At 33.2% G+C, this 18128-nt stretch carries 20 protein-coding genes; 8 read left to right on the top strand and 12 right to left on the bottom strand.

The window, feature by feature from the left end:
* Nucleotides 1-19: 19 nt before the first annotated feature.
* The 6 genes from hisS to rpsF form a co-directional block, all read right to left on the bottom strand.
* On the bottom strand, nucleotides 20-1390 hold the full coding sequence (hisS, locus tag ES674_RS11155) for a histidine--tRNA ligase (RefSeq protein ID WP_148404105.1): 1371 nt from the start codon (nucleotides 1388-1390) through the stop codon (nucleotides 20-22).
* Between the two features lie 224 nt (nucleotides 1391-1614).
* On the bottom strand, nucleotides 1615-2082 hold the full coding sequence (locus tag ES674_RS11150) for a DUF6495 family protein (protein ID WP_148404104.1): 468 nt from the start codon (nucleotides 2080-2082) through the stop codon (nucleotides 1615-1617).
* 26 nt (nucleotides 2083-2108) lie between these two features.
* Entirely contained in the window at nucleotides 2109-2993 is an 885-nt protein-coding gene (locus ES674_RS11145) for a glycerophosphodiester phosphodiesterase family protein (protein ID WP_148404103.1), read from the bottom strand.
* Between the two features lie 85 nt (nucleotides 2994-3078).
* On the bottom strand, nucleotides 3079-3540 hold the full coding sequence (gene rplI, locus ES674_RS11140) for a 50S ribosomal protein L9 (protein ID WP_148404102.1): 462 nt from the start codon (nucleotides 3538-3540) through the stop codon (nucleotides 3079-3081).
* A 13-nt stretch (nucleotides 3541-3553) separates the two neighbouring features.
* Nucleotides 3554-3853, bottom strand: a complete 300-nt coding sequence (rpsR, locus tag ES674_RS11135; protein ID WP_197072705.1) for a 30S ribosomal protein S18 — start codon at nucleotides 3851-3853, stop codon at nucleotides 3554-3556.
* The gene (gene rpsF, locus ES674_RS11130; protein WP_148404101.1) at nucleotides 3853-4191 is read right to left on the bottom strand and encodes a 30S ribosomal protein S6; all 339 of its coding nucleotides are present in this window, start codon (nucleotides 4189-4191) and stop codon (nucleotides 3853-3855) included. The genes rpsR and rpsF overlap by 1 nt, the downstream gene beginning before the upstream one ends.
* 210 nt (nucleotides 4192-4401) lie before the next feature.
* Between rpsF and ES674_RS11125 the strand changes: the two genes are divergently transcribed.
* Nucleotides 4402-5097 carry a LytR/AlgR family response regulator transcription factor gene (locus tag ES674_RS11125; protein WP_148404100.1) on the top strand — a complete coding sequence of 232 codons (696 nt, stop codon included), beginning with the start codon at nucleotides 4402-4404 and terminating at the stop codon, nucleotides 5095-5097.
* A gap of 141 nt (nucleotides 5098-5238) precedes the next feature.
* On the opposite strand, the gene priA is transcribed toward ES674_RS11125, so the two are convergent.
* The 3 genes from priA to nadC are packed head-to-tail and all read right to left on the bottom strand — an operon-like array spanning nucleotide 5239 to nucleotide 9523.
* On the bottom strand, nucleotides 5239-7695 hold the full coding sequence (gene priA, locus ES674_RS11120; protein ID WP_148404099.1) for a replication restart helicase PriA: 2457 nt from the start codon (nucleotides 7693-7695) through the stop codon (nucleotides 5239-5241).
* Nucleotide 7696: 1 nt separating this feature from the next.
* On the bottom strand, nucleotides 7697-8626 hold the full coding sequence (locus ES674_RS11115; RefSeq protein WP_148404098.1) for a YihY/virulence factor BrkB family protein: 930 nt from the start codon (nucleotides 8624-8626) through the stop codon (nucleotides 7697-7699).
* A gap of 39 nt (nucleotides 8627-8665) precedes the next feature.
* Nucleotides 8666-9523: a carboxylating nicotinate-nucleotide diphosphorylase gene (gene nadC / locus ES674_RS11110; RefSeq protein WP_148404097.1), complete on the bottom strand. Its 858-nt coding sequence runs from the start codon at nucleotides 9521-9523 to the stop codon at nucleotides 8666-8668.
* Between the two features lie 133 nt (nucleotides 9524-9656).
* Between nadC and rlmH the strand changes: the two genes are divergently transcribed.
* On the top strand, nucleotides 9657-10130 hold the full coding sequence (rlmH, locus tag ES674_RS11105) for a 23S rRNA (pseudouridine(1915)-N(3))-methyltransferase RlmH (protein WP_148404096.1): 474 nt from the start codon (nucleotides 9657-9659) through the stop codon (nucleotides 10128-10130).
* A 9-nt stretch (nucleotides 10131-10139) separates the two neighbouring features.
* On the opposite strand, the gene hpf is transcribed toward rlmH, so the two are convergent.
* Both hpf and ES674_RS11095 read right to left on the bottom strand, forming a co-directional pair.
* Nucleotides 10140-10439 (bottom strand): ribosome hibernation-promoting factor, HPF/YfiA family, encoded by a 300-nt coding sequence (gene hpf, locus ES674_RS11100; RefSeq protein WP_148404095.1) that lies wholly within the window; start codon nucleotides 10437-10439, stop codon nucleotides 10140-10142.
* A gap of 151 nt (nucleotides 10440-10590) precedes the next feature.
* On the bottom strand, nucleotides 10591-11550 hold the full coding sequence (locus tag ES674_RS11095) for a DUF4421 family protein (RefSeq protein ID WP_246126026.1): 960 nt from the start codon (nucleotides 11548-11550) through the stop codon (nucleotides 10591-10593).
* 113 nt (nucleotides 11551-11663) lie between these two features.
* Between ES674_RS11095 and ES674_RS11090 the strand changes: the two genes are divergently transcribed.
* The 6 genes from ES674_RS11090 (at nucleotide 11664) to ES674_RS11065 (ending at nucleotide 17335) form a co-directional block, all read left to right on the top strand.
* Nucleotides 11664-12239 (top strand): non-canonical purine NTP diphosphatase, encoded by a 576-nt coding sequence (locus ES674_RS11090; RefSeq protein WP_148404094.1) that lies wholly within the window; start codon nucleotides 11664-11666, stop codon nucleotides 12237-12239.
* A 280-nt stretch (nucleotides 12240-12519) separates the two neighbouring features.
* Nucleotides 12520-12720: a hypothetical protein gene (locus ES674_RS11085; RefSeq protein WP_148404093.1), complete on the top strand. Its 201-nt coding sequence runs from the start codon at nucleotides 12520-12522 to the stop codon at nucleotides 12718-12720.
* A gap of 168 nt (nucleotides 12721-12888) precedes the next feature.
* Nucleotides 12889-13665, top strand: a complete 777-nt coding sequence (locus tag ES674_RS11080; RefSeq protein ID WP_148404092.1) for a YoaK family protein — start codon at nucleotides 12889-12891, stop codon at nucleotides 13663-13665.
* Between the two features lie 450 nt (nucleotides 13666-14115).
* Nucleotides 14116-15978 (top strand): DEAD/DEAH box helicase, encoded by a 1863-nt coding sequence (locus ES674_RS11075; protein ID WP_148404091.1) that lies wholly within the window; start codon nucleotides 14116-14118, stop codon nucleotides 15976-15978.
* A gap of 86 nt (nucleotides 15979-16064) precedes the next feature.
* Nucleotides 16065-16838, top strand: a complete 774-nt coding sequence (locus ES674_RS11070; RefSeq protein ID WP_148404090.1) for a carboxypeptidase-like regulatory domain-containing protein — start codon at nucleotides 16065-16067, stop codon at nucleotides 16836-16838.
* 65 nt (nucleotides 16839-16903) lie between these two features.
* The gene (locus ES674_RS11065; RefSeq protein ID WP_148404089.1) at nucleotides 16904-17335 is read left to right on the top strand and encodes a GlcG/HbpS family heme-binding protein; all 432 of its coding nucleotides are present in this window, start codon (nucleotides 16904-16906) and stop codon (nucleotides 17333-17335) included.
* 97 nt (nucleotides 17336-17432) lie between these two features.
* Here ES674_RS11065 and ES674_RS11060 read toward each other — a convergent pair whose 3' ends face one another.
* Complete coding sequence (locus tag ES674_RS11060; protein WP_148404088.1) at nucleotides 17433-18098, bottom strand: TrmH family RNA methyltransferase; 666 nt, start codon at nucleotides 18096-18098, stop codon at nucleotides 17433-17435.
* Nucleotides 18099-18128: the final 30 nt, after the last annotated feature.

The raw sequence follows: 18128 nt of genomic DNA, 5'->3' as shown, positions 1-18128 counted from the left end.
AAACTATTTCTAAATTCTTTTAAGTTAATTTTTGAATTAACTCCTTCAGCGGTAATTCAAATTGTTCACCTGAAATCATGTTTTTCAAAGTATAAACACCCGTATTCATTTCATTATCACCAACCAAAACTACAAATGGAATTTCGCGCTTGTTGGCGTGATTCATTTGCTTTTTCATTTTCGCTGCATCTGGATATAATTCCGCATTTACACCTTTTAATCGCAATTCCTTAATGGCTTTTAAACTGAACAAAGCTTCCGCTTCTCCAAAATTAATAAACAGGACATCAATATTTTTTGTAACAGTTTCCGGGAATAAATTCAATTCTTCTAGCACTAAATAAATACGATCTAATCCAAAACTAATCCCCACACCACTCACATCTTTCAATCCAAAAATACCGGTTAAATCGTCATAACGACCGCCACCACCAATGGATCCCATACTCACACCTTCAGGTGCAGAAACCTCATAAATGGCACCCGTATAATAGTTTAATCCACGCGCTAGGGTTACATCTAGTTGTAATTTTGCCGATTGTAAACCAAGTTCTGTAATGGCATTATCTATAAACGCCAATTCATCAATTCCTTTTTTACCTTCTTCAGAAGTGGATAAAATGGATTTTAGTTGTTCTATTTGGCTTTTGAAATCGCCAGATAGGGTAAAAAGAGGTTGTAATTTCTCAATTCCTTCTTTTGAAATTCCCTTGCTCAACATTTCTGTTTTCACTTGCTCCTCGCCTATTTTATCGAGTTTATCTAAAGCCACTGTAAAATCAATCAATTTATCACTGGCGCCAATAACTTCGGCAATTCCAGATAATATTTTACGGTTGTTGATTTTTATGGTAACACCTTCTAATTTTAATGCCGAAAATACACTGTCATATAATTGTACAAATTCCACTTCTTGCCATAAAGATGACGAGCCAACTACATCAGCATCACACTGAAAAAACTCTCTAAAACGTCCTTTTTGTGGTCTATCTGCTCGCCAAACGGGTTGCATTTGATAGCGTTTAAAGGGAAATTCAATTTCGTTTTGATGCTGAACCACATAACGAGCAAAGGGTACAGTTAAATCATAACGCAAGGCTTTTTCGGAAATCTCCGATGTCATTTTATTAGAATCCTTTTCAGCGTATAAAACTTCATTTACTTTATTCAAATAATCACCTGAATTCAAGATTTTAAAAATTAGCCTATCACCTTCTTCACCATATTTCCCCATTAGGGTTTCCGAATTCTCAAAACTTGGCGTTTCAATAGGTTGAAATCCGAAGGTTTCGAATTGCTTCTGAATGGTTTGAAATATATAATTACGTTTAGCAACTTGCTCCGGATTAAAATCCCGTGTGCCTTTTGGTATACTTGGTTTTTGCGCCATAATCTTTTCCCACGAAAGTGGGAATCTTTTTTATTCCCAACAAACGTCGGGACTCATTTATACTATAAATTAAATCTTGAACAAAAATAATTAATAATCAGCAGTCATTACGATCTTTTTCAATAGAAAAAAAACGTGGTAATCTTTGTAATAGTTATTGGATACTAACTGAACGGATTGCTATGTTTTTTTTTCCGTCGTTCCTCGCAAGGACCATGCTTTTATTAATTAATCAACTTATCTAAATACCCAAACAGTTCTCCTTTTGTAATGGAACCACCTTGTTGAATTAGTTGAAATTTATCTTTATTCTTATCGTCTGAATAGTCTTTTTTAGCTTGTAAAAACTCCACATCTTCATCCATTAAGTTTTCACGTAACCAGTTAAAACCATCTTTGGTGGTTAAATCTATAGGGTTTTTCAACTTAATAGCAATCAGCTGCATGTGGTCTTCTTTCAATTTAAATAAATGAATTTGCTGTGGCGAAATATGCTCAATAAATTCAATATTACTTAAAACACCTTCCCAAACTAAATCGCTAAACACATCTAGTTCCTGTTCGGCTACTTCTGGTTTATTGGTTTTAATTTCAGTCCACTCGTCAGCCGAGATGGTCTGTGTCGCTAGAAAATTTATAAACTCTTGATGTAATTCTTCAAATTGTTCTTTGGTTAATCTTGCGTATTTCATGGGTAAAAAATTCTTTAATTAATCACTTATTTTTCAATTTTTAATGCCTTGGCCGCTTCAAAAGCTCTGTCTGTAGCAAAAATATCAATACCTAATTTCTGCCATTTTATATAAAGAGAATCGCCTTTGGCTTCCGCTTGTTTGTCCAAGTTACCAAGTGTTCCTAACATGGTTTGAATACCTTTTTTATGCAAATTATTGTATAAACTGGTATCTGATAATTTAGTTCCTGTAAAAGCTAACATGTTTTGGGTTGGTATCTCCGATTCTAATAACCAATCTAATTCCTGCTGATTTCTAGCTGAAACGGACAATAATAAATCGGGAGCTAAAGCATAGGCTTTCTTTGCTTGTTCCATATCATAGGTAATTATAAGCGCAATATCTTCTGCTTTTGCATCTCTAATGGCTTGTATAACATCGGCAACATCCACACTTCGCTTAATATCCACTGTTAAAATGGCATTATTTTCTTTAGACCAGTTTAAAACATCGGCAAATTTCGGGATTTTAAAATTAGTAACATTTCCGAAGTCATCTTTTAAGTTAAAAGCTTGAAGTTCTTCAAAGGTATACTTCGTTAAATTGTCTGTTCCAGTAGTGGTACGCTCCAATGTGTTATCGTGCATTAAAACGAGAACGCCATCTTTAGTTCTAGCAATATCAATTTCAAAAACTGCAGCAATACTATCATTAATGTATTTAATAGTTTCCAAACAGTTTTCGGCATAGTTAAGAATTCCAACGCCACCACGATGCACACTAATTAATGGTGCCTGATTGGTTTTATATTGAAATGCAGCAATTAAAGCGGATGGTTTTAAAACAGCTTTCGAAGTTTCTGGTACTTTTTCGGTATTCTCTTTACAGGAGAAGATTAGTAAAAAGGCAAAAAGATAAATAATTCGCATGATAAAAAACTTTAAATATTTAAATTAAAAAAACCGTTTAGAGACATTCCAAACGGTTTTTAATATACAATATAGAGATGCGCTATTAGGCTTGTGCAATTACCTCGAAAGGTAATTCAACAGTTACTTCTCTATGTAAACGAATAACAGCATCATACTGACCTAAACGCTTAATACTACCACCGGTAATAGTAATGAATTTCTTGTCAATAGTATGTCCTTCTTTTTCAAAAGCTTCTACTAAATCTGCTTTGGTTATAGAACCAAATAATTTATCTCCAGCTGATGCACCTTCTGTTGCTTTAGCCATAATCTTAATTTCTAAAGATTTGATAGCATCTGCAATTTTAGTAGCATCATCAATAATTTTCTTGTCTTTAAATGCACGTTGCTTTAAGTTTTCAGCTAATACTTTCTTTGCAGAAATTGTAGCTAAAACAGCTTGACCATGAGGAATTAAAAAATTTCTCCCATAACCGTTCTTAACTGTTACAACATCGTCTTTAAATCCTAAATTTTCAACGTCTTGTTTTAATATAAGTTCCATTGTTATGAGTATTTTATTTTAATAAATCGGCCACATATGGCATTAATGCTAAGTGACGTGCTCTTTTAACAGCTACAGACACTTTTCTTTGGTATTTTAAAGAAGTTCCAGTTAAACGTCTTGGTAAAATTTTACCTTGTTCGTTAACAAAACCTAATAACCAGTCTGGATTTTTATAATCCACATATTTAATACCAGATTTTTTAAAACGACAGTATTTTTTCGCTTTATTGGTATCTATGTTTAACGGTGTTAAATATCTAATTTCACCGTCTTTCTTTCCTTTTGCTTGTTGCTCTATAGATGACATAATTACGCTTTTTCTTTAAGTTTAACTCTTCTTCTTTCTGCCCAAGATATAGCATGCTTATCTAGGGTTACAGTTAAGTAACGCATAAAACGCTCGTCACGTCTAAATTCCACTTCTAATGGATTGATAACTTCGCCATCAACTTGATATTCGAATAAGTGGTAAAAACCACTTTTTTTGTTTTGGATTGGGTAAGCTAACTTTTTCAAGCCCCAATCTTCTTTGGATATCATCTTCGCTCCTCTAGAAACAAGAAAATCTTCGTATTTCTGTACTGTTTCCTTTATCTGAACTTCAGATAAAACGGGATTTAAGATGAAAACAGTTTCATAATGATTCATAAAAATCTATTTTATAGTTAAAAATGAGTGCAAAAGTAATTCTTTTATCCATATATTACAATTTAATTGCTAATAAATTTTATATTTATCCTCATTTCCAAAACTAATGTTAATGAAGTGTTAAATTAAACGTTTTGCCGATGTTTTTTGGTTTTTAACCGAATTTTTTGTACTATTGTCGATATCTTAACCGAACTAAAACAAAATGTTATGACATTAAACTGTGTAGTAGTTGACGACTCAGCGATACAACGTCTCTCAATTGTTAAGTTAATTGAAAATCATCCTTCTCTTAACTTAATTGCCGAATACAACAGTGCGCTTGAAACTAAAAATGGTTTGAATACCCATAAAGTAGACTTAATCTTTTTGGATATTGAAATGCCTGTGTTAAATGGTTTTGAGTTGCTTGACGTTTTAAATAATAAGCCTCAAATTATTTTTGTAACAGGAAAAACAGAATATGCCTTTAAAGCATTTAATTATGATGCTACGGATTATCTGCACAAACCTATTACAAGAGAGCGCTTTAATGTAGCTGTTGATAAAGCTGTAGAACAACATAAACTTAAATTAGACTTCAACGAAACAGAAGGTGAACATATTTTTGTAAAAAGTAATCTGAAGAAACGTAAAGTATATATTAAAGACATTAAGTGGATTGAAGCATTGGGTGACTATGTCAAATTAGTTACTGAAGAAACAAGTCTTGTGGTACTTTCCACGATGAAAGCTTTTGAAAATGAATTGCCAGAAGGTAAATTTTTGCGCATTCACAAATCTTATATTGTAAACCTCGATAAAGTGGATCGTTTCAATAGTAAAAACGTAGAGGTTGGAACTTATGAAATTCCTTTAAGTAGGAATAAAAAGACCCAACTCGTTGATGCACTCAACAATATTTAAAAAAAATCCTGATGAAAACATCAGGATTTTTTTTGTTTTATATTTTCTGTAGTTAAAAGTTCTCGACTGCCTGTCGGCAGACAGGCGCTCGAGCTGACTTTATCAATATTTGTAAACTTATCTGTTTTTTAACCGATTCTACTAATAATTATCCACATTTAGAATTACACGAACAGGCCTAAAATCCTTCACGCTAGAAAAGCTCGTATTAATTTTTAAAATCGCCTCTTTGGTTTTAGCTAAAGATTGCTTGCTCGGAATTTTTACTAATATATTTTTATGATACTGATTCCGAATCCTTGAAACTGGCGGAAACTCTGGACCTAAAACATTGTTTTTAAAAACCTGTTGCAGCGCTTTTGCAAACCAATCGGCACCAACATTAACCTTATTATAATCTCTGTGCTTTAGGGTGATTTTTATTAAACGATAAATGGGTGGATATTTAAAGTTATACCGATCATCCATTTGCTCTTTAAACATTCGCGGATAATCATTACTAGCCACTTGTTGTAAAATATTATGATGCGGATTATAGGTTTGAATCAAAACTTTCCCGCGTTTATCCGTTCGGCCTGCTCTTCCAGAAACCTGCAACAATAATTGAAAGCTACGTTCATGTGCTCTGAAATCTGGGAAATTAAGAAGATTATCAGCATTCATAACGCCAACTAATTTTACATTCCTAAAATCTAAACCTTTGGTTAGCATTTGTGTGCCAACTAAAATATCAACCTCCTGATTTTCAAAAGAAGAAATTATTTTCTCATAACCATATTTGCCGCGAGTCGTATCTAAATCCATACGACCTACTTTATGATCTGGAAATAAGACGCTAACCTCCTTCTCTACTTGTTCGGTTCCAAAACCCTTATTATCCAATTCAAAACTACCGCAGGCTTCACATTTTTTAATCATCAAACTGTTATAACCACAGTAATGACAGCGTAACTGATCGCGATATTGATGGTAGGTTAAGCTCACATCACAACTTGGACATTGGGGCGAATGTCCACAAGTTTCGCATTCTATAATAGGGGAATAACCGCGACGGTTTTGAAATAATATAATTTGATGGCCGTCTTTCAACGTTTCAGTCATTTCTTCAATCAACCTATCGCTGAAATGACCTTTCATGCGTTTCCGTTTTTGTTTGTCTTTAATATCCACTAACTCTATTTCAGGCATCATAACATCATTAAAACGGGTGGTAAGTTCTACCAATCCATATTTTTGCTGTTGTGCGTTAAAATAACTCTCTAAGCTTGGTGTGGCAGACCCTAAAAGTGTTTTAGTTTTAAAAATATGGGCTAAAACGATGGCTGTATCACGCGCATGATATCGTGGTGCTGGATCAAATTGTTTGTAAGATTGCTCGTGCTCTTCATCAACAATTACCAAACCTAAATCATGAAATGGCAATAAAACAGATGAACGTGCCCCAAGAATAACTTGTGCTTTCGGTGAATTGCTTAATACCTGATTCCAAACTTCAACCCGTTCATTAGAAGAATATTTAGAATGAAATACAGCCACTTGTTCTCCAAAATAGTTCTGTAATCGTGATACCAATTGGGTGGTTAAAGCAATTTCTGGTAACAAATACAACACTTGCTTGCCTTGCTTTAAAGCGTCTTCAATAAGCTTGACATATATTTCTGTTTTCCCAGATGATGTTACACCATGGAGCAATACAATATTTTGATTTTCAAAAGAATCTAATATTTCTTTCATGGCAGTTTCCTGCGCATCATTAAGGTGTTTAGAGCCTTCCGTATCTTGATTGTCATACTGAACCCGATCCGTTTGCACAAAATATTCCTCTAAAATTTCTTTATCTATCAGGGATTTAACAATAGCTGAAGAACTATTACTCGCTGTCGTTAAATCGGCAACAGGAATTGGTTTTTTACTTTTAGCAGTCAATGAAAAAAGCGTCATTACCACCTCCCGTTGTTTAGGCGCACGACTTAATTCTTCTAATAATGCCTGTAAAGCATCTTGCGCATGAAACTTATTTTGAAGTTTCACATAACGCAGCAATTTCGGTTTATACTTATCAAAAATTTCTTCGTGAACAGAAATTGCAGACTTTTCTAATAGACGTTTCACCAGAGGTAATACATTCTTTTTATCCACAATATTACTGATATCCTGAATTTTTAAGGATGTTTGATGCTGTAAGGCTTCGTAGATTAAAAACTCATCATCTTTTAAATCGGCTTCATCGATTTCCAAATTTAGATTTTTAGAAATCATGGTTTCACTATCCAAAATAAAAGCACCAGGCAGTGCAGCACGCATGACTTCACCAACGGTGCACATATAATATTTTGAAATCCATTCCCAAAGCTGAAATTGTGTGTCGGTAACGATAGGTGTTTCATCTAAAATTTGATGAATTTCCTTGGCGTCATATTTTAGCGGCTTTTCATTATGAACGGATTCTACAATGCCTGTATAAATTTTATTTTTCCCAAAAGGCACTGAAATACGCATACCTGGAATTATAAATTCAGATTCGGCAGCCGTAATACTATAGGTAAAGCTGTTTTCAATAGGAATTGGTAATATAACATTAACAAAATACAACTTCATATTAAAAACCTTTTCGTAATTGATTTAAGGATGCATTTAACTCGTAACCCATGAGGAGAATATTACTGTTTAGCCAAAGATAAAATAGCAAAATTAAAAGCGCACCTATAGAGCCATAAAGTTCGTTATACTGCGAGAAATTTTCAATATAAATTCCGAATAAGTAAGACGTTAAAATAATGAGTAAGGTTGTAAATAAAGCGCCAATAGAAAAGAATCGGGACTCCTTTCCTTCTCGTGTTCCAAAATAATATAAGGTAGCAGTTGCAATATATATCATACTCACGAAGAATAAATATTTCACAGTATGAATCCAAATTATGGTATTTGCTTTATCTACATAGCCATAGGTTTGCAAATTTCCTAAAATATATATCTGAAAATATCCAAAAAAAGCCACAGTTAAAATAGACAGAAAGGCCAAAATTAAAGCCACACCTAAAGCATACAAATATTGCTTAACGATATTTCTGCTTAATTGCTCGTGATAAGAGCTTTCAAAACCCGCAAAAACAGCACTAATTCCATTGGCCATTAAGGCAATAGACACTAAAAAAACAGAAGATAATAAGCCACCACGCTCCGAACTGTCTATGTTTTCAAAAATATTAGCAAAGAAAAAATCTGAAGTACTTGGCGGTAAAAAGCCGTTTAGAAAACGTTGGAATTCTATTTTAAAATCGTCAATCGGGATATATGGAATTACAATAAGCACAAATAATAAAAAAGGAAAAATAGCAGTGAAGAAGTTGAAAGCAATAGCACTAGCTCGCGTTGTTAATGCTCCTTTTGCAATACCAATGGTATAAAGTTCCATTAAATCATACAATGACAAGCCTTCCAAACCTGGTAATTTGATTTTCTTCAAAAATTTTACCACCAAATTAATAACGGGAATTTTTGCTAATCTCTCTTCTACAGGTTGCGACATGTATAGGTTTAATTCGTTTTAAAATTTATGTCTAGTGTTTTATACCGCTTTCAGACTTAAATCCATATTGTGAACGGAATGTGTTAAGGCACCAGATGAAATATAATCCACGCCACATTCCGCGTAATTTCTTATGTTATCTTCATTTATACCGCCAGAACTTTCAGTTAAACATTGATTACCAATTAAAGCGACTGCTTTTCTAGTATCCTCATAATTAAAGTTGTCTATTAAAATGCGATAAACGCCTTCCGTTTTTAAAATTTCTTTAATTTCATCCAAGTTTCTGGCTTCCACAATTATTTTTAAATCGCGATTCGTTTCTTTTAAATAGTTCTTTGTTTTTTCAATAGCCTTGGTTATTCCACCTGCAAAATCAATGTGATTATCTTTTAACATAATCATATCATATAGAGCAAACCGGTGATTTTCACCTCCACCAATTTTAACCGCCCATTTTTCCAGAGCACGAATACCAGGCGTTGTTTTTCGGGTATCTAATATCTTAGTTCCTGTCCCTTCTAATAAATCCACAAAAATCTTTGTTTTGGTAGCAATAGCGCTCATACGTTGCATGGCATTTAATACCAAACGCTCCGCTTTTAAAATTGATTGCGAAGAACCATCCACATAAAAAACAATATCTCCATATTTAACAGGACTTCCATCTGCTAAAAGCGTCTCCACTTTTAAATTTTTATCAATGTATGCAAATACTTTTTTAGCTAATTCTACACCTGCAATTATGCCGTTATCTTTAACCAAAAGTTTTGCCTTTCCTTTGGCATCTGCTGGAATACACGCTAATGAACTATGATCGCCATCACCAACGTCTTCACGTATAGCATTTGTGATTATTAGTTCTATTTCTTTATCAAATTGATCTTGTGATATCATGAAATTATTATTTTAGATACTACGAAAATATAGCATTTTTAATTAAACCTTCAATCTGAACTCTAAAAATATTTCCAGTTTTTACTAATAAATTTATAAATGAAAATTAATTTGAAAAACAATAAATTTGCACATGACTATAAAACTCTTGGCCATAGGCAAAACGGACAATAAACAACTACAAACTTTAATAGATGATTACCAAAAGCGGTTGTCCCATTATATTAAGTTTGAATTTGAAATTATTCCTGATTTAAAAAAAGTTAAAAACTTAAGTGAATCTCAACAAAAAGAAAAAGAAGGTGAACTTATTTTAGCAAAATTAACCGCTACAGATGTTCTTATTTTATTAGACGAAAATGGGAAACAGTTTGATTCGGTTGAATTTTCCGAATACCTTCAAAAACACATGAATTCAGGCGTAAAACAATTGGTGTTTGTTATTGGTGGCCCTTATGGATTTTCGGAAGCTATTTACAAAAAAGCGCAAGGGAAATTATCGTTGTCTAAAATGACATTTTCTCACCAAATGATACGGTTGTTTATAGTGGAGCAGTTTTATCGTGCGTATACTATTCTAAAAAACGAACCGTATCACCATAGATAAGCTATTAAATTATTTAATAGAAAAGGTATGTTTACGCTTTTTCAATTGTTTTTCTAAATCACCAATAGTTTCTTTTACAGCGGCTTCAAAATTCTTTTCATTAGAAACAGCGTAGATGCGTGGTCCTGGCATGCTTAATTCCATGCTGCAAATAAAACCATCTTCTTTCGTACTGTTTTCTTTTTTAAACTGAACATCGCAGTTAATTAACCACTCATATTTTTTAATAAGCGATTGCAATTTCTCCTCTGTATAAGTTGTTAGGGCAGCACTTGTATCTAGGTCTATGTATTGAAAATTTATTGTCATAATGTTAAATTTTTGGTTTATTAATATTCGAATTTAAGAGCTTAATTTCTTTTTAAAAATGATAATCATCATGGTTTTGATAAAAGAAAGCGTTCATTTATAAAAGTACCCAATTATTTAGAATTTCAGGGAGAATTTATAAAAGGATTAACTATTTTCTATTCTTTTTGGACCCCAATTTATAACCAAAGGCCAATTTCGCTTTACTTAAGCTAAAAAGTTGCTGGTTATCGAAATCTAAACTTGTAGAATAAGCACTTCCATTGTAAATAAGACTAATATAATACCGATCTGCATTATAAAATAAGGCAGCCGTATAATCAATTTTATAAAGCATAGGGTTGGAAGGTTTATACGTGTCATCAATAATGGTGATTTTTTTATTTAAAACACCAATACCCGGCATAACATTAAAAGATGCCACAAAGTTATAAGGCAAGGTGAAAGCAGATAAAAATCCACCCATAACGCCCACGCCATTGGAACTATAGCGTTTTATATTGGCTTGATCGTTATAATAAAGGGCTCCTTCTTCTGACAATATCGTGTTATCACCAGAAAAATAATCGAAAACAGCAAAACCACCAAAACCACCTGTTATATAAATATTTTTATTTCCTCTAGCCAATCCAGCTTTAAGTAGTGAAAATGAAAATTCAATTTCCGATAATGTATATAGGTAATTCACACCAACAGTCCCCGATTTTATATCACCTCTAAATATGGTAGGGTCATCATAGTTATTTCTAACATTATAACCTTTGTAAGTCTGAACATAGAAATTAACAAAATGATGATTTCCAATAATGGTCGTACCTTGAAGATCAAAACGACTGGTAATTTCGTCTTTATTCGTTTTTAAATTAAATGCCACATCTACTAAAATCTTACGACTTGCAAAACCGACACCTACGCCAAATGGGTTATTGGGTGTAAAACGTGTTTTTGAATCGTCATCACGCACTGAAAAACGTTTCACCTTATAATTAGTAAAAATACGTAAGGAGTAATTATTGATATCCCGATCAATAAATAAGCTATCAACAACTTTTACAACTTTGGAAGAGTCAATATCCTTTAAAACTTGAGATTGCATGGAATAGGCACTCAAAAGGCATATAGTTAAAATAAAAAAGAGGTTGCGCATGGGGAGTTAATTAGATATCCGTTTCCAGATTTTAAAGTACATTTGTTACCAGTTAAAATTACATTAAAAAATAGAATATGCAACTCGTTTTCGCCACAAACAATTTAAATAAATTAAAAGAAGTTCAGCAGCTAATCCCTGCTCACATTACCTTGTTGACTTTAAAAGATATAGGTTGTGATGTGGACATTCCCGAAACTCAAAACACCATTGAAGGTAATGCCATTCAAAAAGCAAATTATGTAAAAACACATTTCGGGTATGACTGTTTTGCGGATGATACCGGCCTTGAAGTTGAGGCTTTACATGGCGAACCGGGCGTTGATTCAGCTCATTATGCAGGTGCCCAACGGGATGCTGAAGATAATATGAAGAAGCTTTTATCTGAATTAGAAAATAAAGATAATAGAAAAGCACAATTTAAAACTGTTATAGCCTTGCACTTTAATGGGAAATTGGAAACGTTTACAGGTATTTGCAAAGGTGAAATTACTGAAAACAAGTCCGGAATGGATGGATTTGGTTATGATCCAATTTTTAAAGCAGAAGGTTATACCAAAACTTTTGCCGAAATTTCTTTAGCCGAAAAGAACCAAATTGGACATCGTGGAAAGGCCGTAAAACAATTAGTGGAATTTTTGAGTAAAGTGTAAAATGGAATGAAGGTTAGAATAACTTTGTTTCTAGCGTTAATGGTATTAAGCAAATTTACAGGCAAAATGAAAGTTCTAGACATGCGAGAATTTCACTTTCTTATGATTTCGGAAATAAAAAACTTAATTTAAAAAAATAGAAATTTCGGTAATGATGAAGAGCAAAAAAGAATTAATTAAGAGATTAAGAATACTTAAGAAAGTTGGCTTTCTTATTAGAAACAGCTAACTTCGTTTAAGCTGAAATTCAGTTGAATTAAAAACCACAAATAAAAACATTATGAAAAGATTTTATCCGTTTTTCACTATCGGAACTGTAGGAATGATAGTAACTTCCATGCTACATATTTTTATAGCTTTGGGCTTATCTATTTCTTCTGCCCATACGTCATTTTATATTTTATATTCTACTTTCATGGCTTTTCTGGCTATTGGTTTCGGACTTACTTTAAAAACTCAAAAAGAGTCGAAAATCACCTAAAAGTTTCTTTTACAGCTAAATACATCTCCGTTGTTGAGGATTTTTAAAATGCTAATTTCTAATTTTAAAGACTTCGAAATTGTTAAAAGAGATTAGAATTACCAACACATACTTAAAAGGTGATTTCACATTTTTAGAAATTACTTTATATTCTAAAATAAAAACAACATGTTCAGACATCAAGGCAAAAGCAGAACTTTAAAACACAATCTGCGTATTGCTACTGTTTTATCGTTTGTAGCTGGCGTTGTAAATGTCACAGGGTTTTTAGCCTTTAGTCAATTAACAACAAATGTTACTGGTCATTTCGCCTTATTTATAACAGATGTAGCGAATTTTGAATTTTGGAGTGGCACCATTTTCTTACTTTATATAGTATCGTTTCTTTTTGGATCATTTGCTTCCAGTTTTTTAATTGAGCAATATAAAGCCAATAAAAAACTAAATGTTTTTGTTATACCTGCGCTCATAGAATGCCTAATTTTAATAGGCATTGCGTTATTTAGCAATATTTTTCAGATAGATTATCCTAATCTAATTATTTGTTTGCTACTTTTTATTATGGGTATGCAAAATTCATTTGTTACTAAAATATCTAATACCATTGTAAGAACGACGCATTTAACCGGTCTTTTTACCGATTTAGGAATTGAACTTTCTCAACTTCTTTTTCCAGAAACACATAAAAATAGACGACAGATTAAAGAAACTATTAAACTTCGGGTTTACATTATCTGCTTCTTCTTTTTTGGAGGCATAATTGGTGGTTTTCTTTACTCTGGCCTGGACTTAAAACTAAACACCCTTCTTTTTGCAGCATGCATCCTTTTAGTGAGTCTTTTCTTTGATGATATAAGATTCGGAATTATTAAATCGAAGCGGAAGTTCAATTATAGAAGAAAATCGAAAGTTAAAAAACGAATTAAATCAAAAGTGATTTTATAAAAATTAGCGTTTTTCTACTTCAAAACACATCTCTTACTATTAAAAGTTAAGCTTCAAGAATACTGAAAAAAGCAATTTTTAAGATTGTTTTATCTCAATTATCAAATTATAATAGCTTAAATTCTTGTTACAATTAATATTTCTTAAGAAAGCTCTCAATTACCGCTCATACACTAATTTCATTAACAAGTTGGGTTATTTCATATTATTAATTGAGTTATAATATTTCCAAAAAATTAGCTTCTAAAATAAAAAATATGAAATTCCTACTTTCACAATAATAAAAAACCAAAATAATACTGTACCTTTGCACGAAATTTCGAGGTATTAAAAAAATGCGTCGGAAAAATTCCTCAGGGTGAGGATGTGTTACTGGAAGGTTAGGTTAAGTATGTCGATTCTCTTCTTTTGTAACACTACAAAACATAATCGATTACTTACCATACACGAATGACTACATTCCAAGATTTGGGTCTTAATGAAGACCTTTTAAAAGCAATTACTGACATGGGTTTTGAAAACCCTAGTGATGTTCAAGCAAAAGCAGTTCCAATTTTATTAGAAAAAGATACCGATTTGGTGGCCTTAGCGCAAACCGGAACAGGTAAAACAGCCGCATTTGGTTTTCCAATGTTGCAAAAAATCAATATGGATAGCCGCACAACGCAAGGCTTAATCCTTTCTCCAACACGTGAGTTGTGTTTGCAAATCGCCAACGAAATTAAAGCATACGGTAAATACTGTAAAGGCTTAAACGTGGTTGCCATTTATGGTGGCGCCAGTATTACAGATCAAGCTCGTGACGTTAAAAAAGGTGCGCAAATTATTGTTGCAACACCTGGGCGTATGAAAGATATGATTAAGCGTAGACTAGTTGATATCTCTAAAATTGAATATGCCGTTTTAGATGAAGCTGATGAAATGCTTAACATGGGCTTTAAAGAAGATATTACAGATATCCTATCTCATACACCTGAAGAAAAAAATACTTGGTTATTCTCGGCTACAATGCCTAAAGAGGTTTCCAATATTGCTAAAAAATTCATGGTGGATCCTATTGAAATCACAGTAGGAAACAAAAATGAAAGTACCAATCAAGTTTCACATGAATACTATTTAGTAAATGCTCGCGATCGTTATGCCGCTTTAAAGCGTTTAGCAGATGCGAATCCAGATATATTTTCTGTTATTTTCTGTAGAACAAAACGTGATACACAAAAAGTAGCCGAACAATTAATTGAAGATGGATACAGCGCAGGTGCTTTACATGGCGATTTAAGCCAGAACCAAAGAGATTTGGTAATGAAATCTTTCAGAAACCAACAAATTCAAATGCTTGTAGCAACAGATGTTGCTGCTCGTGGAATTGATGTAGATGATATTACACACGTCATTAACTACCAATTACCTGATGAACCTGAAATTTACACACACCGATCTGGAAGAACTGGACGTGCTGGTAAAACAGGTATTTCTATGGTTATTGTTTCGAAAAGTGAGGTTCGTAAAATAAAAAGTATTGAGCGTATTATAAAAAAAGACTTTATAAAGAAAGAAATTCCTGATGGAATGGATATTTGTGAAGTTCAATTGATGTCTCTTGCAAACAAAATTCATAATACAGAAATCAATCCTGAAATTAATAAGCATTTAGAAAGTATCAATGAATTATTTGCTGATACGACTAAAGATGAATTAATCAAGAAATTTTTCTCTGTTGAATTTACACGTTTCTTTGATTACTATTCTAAATCAAGAATCCAAAACGTAACAGAATCTCGCGGAAGTGATGATTCTGGTGGTGGTCGTTCTTATTCTAATAATAGCGATGATACACGTTATTTTATAAACGTAGGTAGTAAAGATGGTTACGATTGGATGAAACTAAAAGATTTCTTAAAAGAAGTTTTAGAATTAGGTCGTGATGACGTCTTTAAAGTGGATGTTAAAGAAAGTTTTTCATTCTTTACAACTGATAAAGCTTTGCAAGAAAAAGTAATCACTTTTTTCACGGATTTCAAACACGACGGTCGTTTTGTAAATGTGGAAGTAAGCGAAGATAAAGGTGAAAGTACCAGTCGTAACAAACGTCGTAGTGGCGGTGGTGGATTTGGTGGCGGACGCAAGCGCGATGATAGCTCAAGAAGCGAACGTCGTTCAAGCGGTGGACGCAGTGATCGTGGTGCTGATCGCAGTGATCGTGGTGGTTCTGCAAACAGAAGCACACGCAGAACAGACAGCGATTCTAAACCAAGACGTTCAGAACCTAAAAACGATTCAGGAGCTGAAAGACCAAGACGCTCTAGACGCTAATAGCAATTGTTAATATTAAGTCAAATAAAGCACTAAATAAGAAATCTATTTTTTTGTTTGGTGCTTTTTTGATTAATTTAGCCCACATGAAGCACTACCTAATCCTACTTATTGCCGTTTGTACTTTTTCTTTTGGTTTCTCACAAGACCAAACCTATGTAAAAGGTGTTATAATTAATGCATCACAAGGCATTCCAATGGAAAGTGTGAATATTGTGAATTTAACGCAAGTTGTAGGTACTACAACAAATTCAGCTGGAGAATTTACATTACGTGCTAAAGCAAATGATACGCTTCACCTCTCCTATTTAGGTTTTAAATCCATTAAAGTTCGGGTAACGAATGACTGGCTTAAATTTGGAACCTCTACCATTCAATTAAACGAATTGGCTTTGGCTTTAGAAGAAGTGGTTATTAATAACTTCCGTTTAACGGGAATTTTGGAAGTGGACATTAAAAACGTTCCCATTAATAATAATTACCGATACAGTATTTCTGGTTTACCTTCTACAGGCTATGAAGCTGGAAACCGCAGCAATGCCGTTACTAAAGCTTTAGGAGCCATTTTTAATCCTGCCGATTTCCTATATAAAATGTTTGGGAAAAATCCGAATGAGATGAAAAAACTCAAACAGATGAAGCAAGATGACGAAATTAGAAATCTTCTAGCCTCACGTTTTGATCGTGAAATGCTAACCGTTTTACTACAAGTAGATCGTGTTGATTTAGACGAGATTGTACGTGAATGTAATTATTCTGCCGATTTTATTAATAGTGCCAACGATCTTCAAATACTAGATGCTATTAGCGAATGTTATGAGGAATATAAGGTGTTGAGTAGAAGTAGAAAGAAGCGATAAAAAGCTTGTCTTAACTTTAGAATGGTTTTAATTAGATTCAAGTTTTCAATAAATTATTATTTATTATGAAATCACTAATTTTAATAGCGTTTATAAGTTTTACAACTAGGTCACAGGCTCAAAATAAAATCATACAAGAACCCATTCTTACTGGTGCTATGGCATCCAAAATAGCACAAGCTGCTTTTGATACTGCTGAAAACGATGGAATTTCTATAACCGTTACTGTAGTTGATAAATCAGGCCAAACACTTGCTGTTTTAAGACATCATAATGCGGGTTTTCACACCTTACAAGCCAGTTATAAAAAAGCCTATACAGCCTGTTCTCAAAAAAGAGAAACGGCTATCATTGCAAAAGGCGTAAAGGACGGAACCATTCCTGAAGATATTCGCTTTTTAGATGATAACATCCTAATAATGGACGGCGGCATCCCTATTTTTATTAATAATCACAATGTTGGTGGTATTGGAGTTGGCGGCGCTCACGGCAATTAAGATGTTCGGATTGCGAAAGCTAGTTTAAAGGTTTTAGAATAATTAGATAATTTTTTTGCTTTGAAATCTGTTGATATGAAAATTGATGTTTTCTAGATTAAGTTAAATTATTTTCCTCATAATACCGCGCCACAATCTTATCATAGCTCTTTATTGTTTTTTTTATCCAATCCAGACGTTTTTCTAACTTTTCGTTTTCTGAAAGTTGCCAATCCAAATGCGTTTGCTTCAATTTCGTGGTTACATGTTGCAGAATAATAGCTGCGGAAACTGAAATATTTAAACTTTCTGTAAATCCAGCCATGGGAATTTTCAAAAACACATCAGCTGAATCTAAGACGTCTTGTGATAAACCTTCCGTTTCCCTTCCGAAGAAAAAACACGATTTTTTAGTCACATCAAATTCATGTAATTGGCAATCGTTGGTATGTGGTGTGGTAGCGACAATTTGATAGCCTTCTTGTTTTAAAGTTTTTATGGCATCTTTAACATGGTGATGTCTTTTTAAATCTACCCACTTTTGCGCACCCATAGCAATTTCCCGATCTATGCGCTTGGAATTTATTTCTTCCACAATATGAACTTCTTGAATACCAAAAACATCACAACTTCTAATAACCGCGCTAGTATTATGAAGTTGGTACACATCTTCTGTGGCTACCGTGAAATGTTTGGTGCGTCCAGACAATACATGATGGAATTTTTTACGACGACTATCCGTTAAAAATCCTTCTAAATGTTCCAATAATTTTAAGTCAATCATAATAGATAAAAAAAGAAAAACCTGACTTGA

The sequence above is a fragment of the Bizionia myxarmorum genome (assembly GCF_008086205.1).
Lineage (GTDB): Bacteria > Bacteroidota > Bacteroidia > Flavobacteriales > Flavobacteriaceae > Algorimicrobium > Algorimicrobium myxarmorum.
The sequence above is the reverse complement of the archived record's forward strand: the minus strand, read 5'-3'. Positions and strand labels throughout refer to the sequence as shown.

Excerpts from the sequence above, each read along its gene's own strand:
- nadC (WP_148404097.1), bottom strand. The coding sequence starts at position 9,523 with ATGATATCACAAGATCAATTTGATAAAGAAATAGAACTAATAATCACA.
- hisS (WP_148404105.1), bottom strand. The coding sequence starts at position 1,390 with ATGGCGCAAAAACCAAGTATACCAAAAGGCACACGGGATTTTAATCCG.
- ES674_RS11075 (WP_148404091.1), top strand. The coding sequence starts at position 14,116 with ATGACTACATTCCAAGATTTGGGTCTTAATGAAGACCTTTTAAAAGCA.
- ES674_RS11070 (WP_148404090.1), top strand. The coding sequence starts at position 16,065 with ATGAAGCACTACCTAATCCTACTTATTGCCGTTTGTACTTTTTCTTTT.
- ES674_RS11115 (WP_148404098.1), bottom strand. The coding sequence starts at position 8,626 with ATGTCGCAACCTGTAGAAGAGAGATTAGCAAAAATTCCCGTTATTAAT.
- rplI (WP_148404102.1), bottom strand. The coding sequence starts at position 3,540 with ATGGAACTTATATTAAAACAAGACGTTGAAAATTTAGGATTTAAAGAC.
- ES674_RS11085 (WP_148404093.1), top strand. The coding sequence starts at position 12,520 with ATGAAAAGATTTTATCCGTTTTTCACTATCGGAACTGTAGGAATGATA.
- rlmH (WP_148404096.1), top strand. The coding sequence starts at position 9,657 with ATGACTATAAAACTCTTGGCCATAGGCAAAACGGACAATAAACAACTA.
- hpf (WP_148404095.1), bottom strand. The coding sequence starts at position 10,439 with ATGACAATAAATTTTCAATACATAGACCTAGATACAAGTGCTGCCCTA.
- ES674_RS11125 (WP_148404100.1), top strand. The coding sequence starts at position 4,402 with ATGACATTAAACTGTGTAGTAGTTGACGACTCAGCGATACAACGTCTC.
- ES674_RS11065 (WP_148404089.1), top strand. The coding sequence starts at position 16,904 with ATGAAATCACTAATTTTAATAGCGTTTATAAGTTTTACAACTAGGTCA.
- ES674_RS11145 (WP_148404103.1), bottom strand. The coding sequence starts at position 2,993 with ATGCGAATTATTTATCTTTTTGCCTTTTTACTAATCTTCTCCTGTAAA.
- ES674_RS11060 (WP_148404088.1), bottom strand. The coding sequence starts at position 18,098 with ATGATTGACTTAAAATTATTGGAACATTTAGAAGGATTTTTAACGGAT.
- ES674_RS11090 (WP_148404094.1), top strand. The coding sequence starts at position 11,664 with ATGCAACTCGTTTTCGCCACAAACAATTTAAATAAATTAAAAGAAGTT.
- ES674_RS11150 (WP_148404104.1), bottom strand. The coding sequence starts at position 2,082 with ATGAAATACGCAAGATTAACCAAAGAACAATTTGAAGAATTACATCAA.
- rpsF (WP_148404101.1), bottom strand. The coding sequence starts at position 4,191 with ATGAATCATTATGAAACTGTTTTCATCTTAAATCCCGTTTTATCTGAA.
- priA (WP_148404099.1), bottom strand. The coding sequence starts at position 7,695 with ATGAAGTTGTATTTTGTTAATGTTATATTACCAATTCCTATTGAAAAC.
- ES674_RS11080 (WP_148404092.1), top strand. The coding sequence starts at position 12,889 with ATGTTCAGACATCAAGGCAAAAGCAGAACTTTAAAACACAATCTGCGT.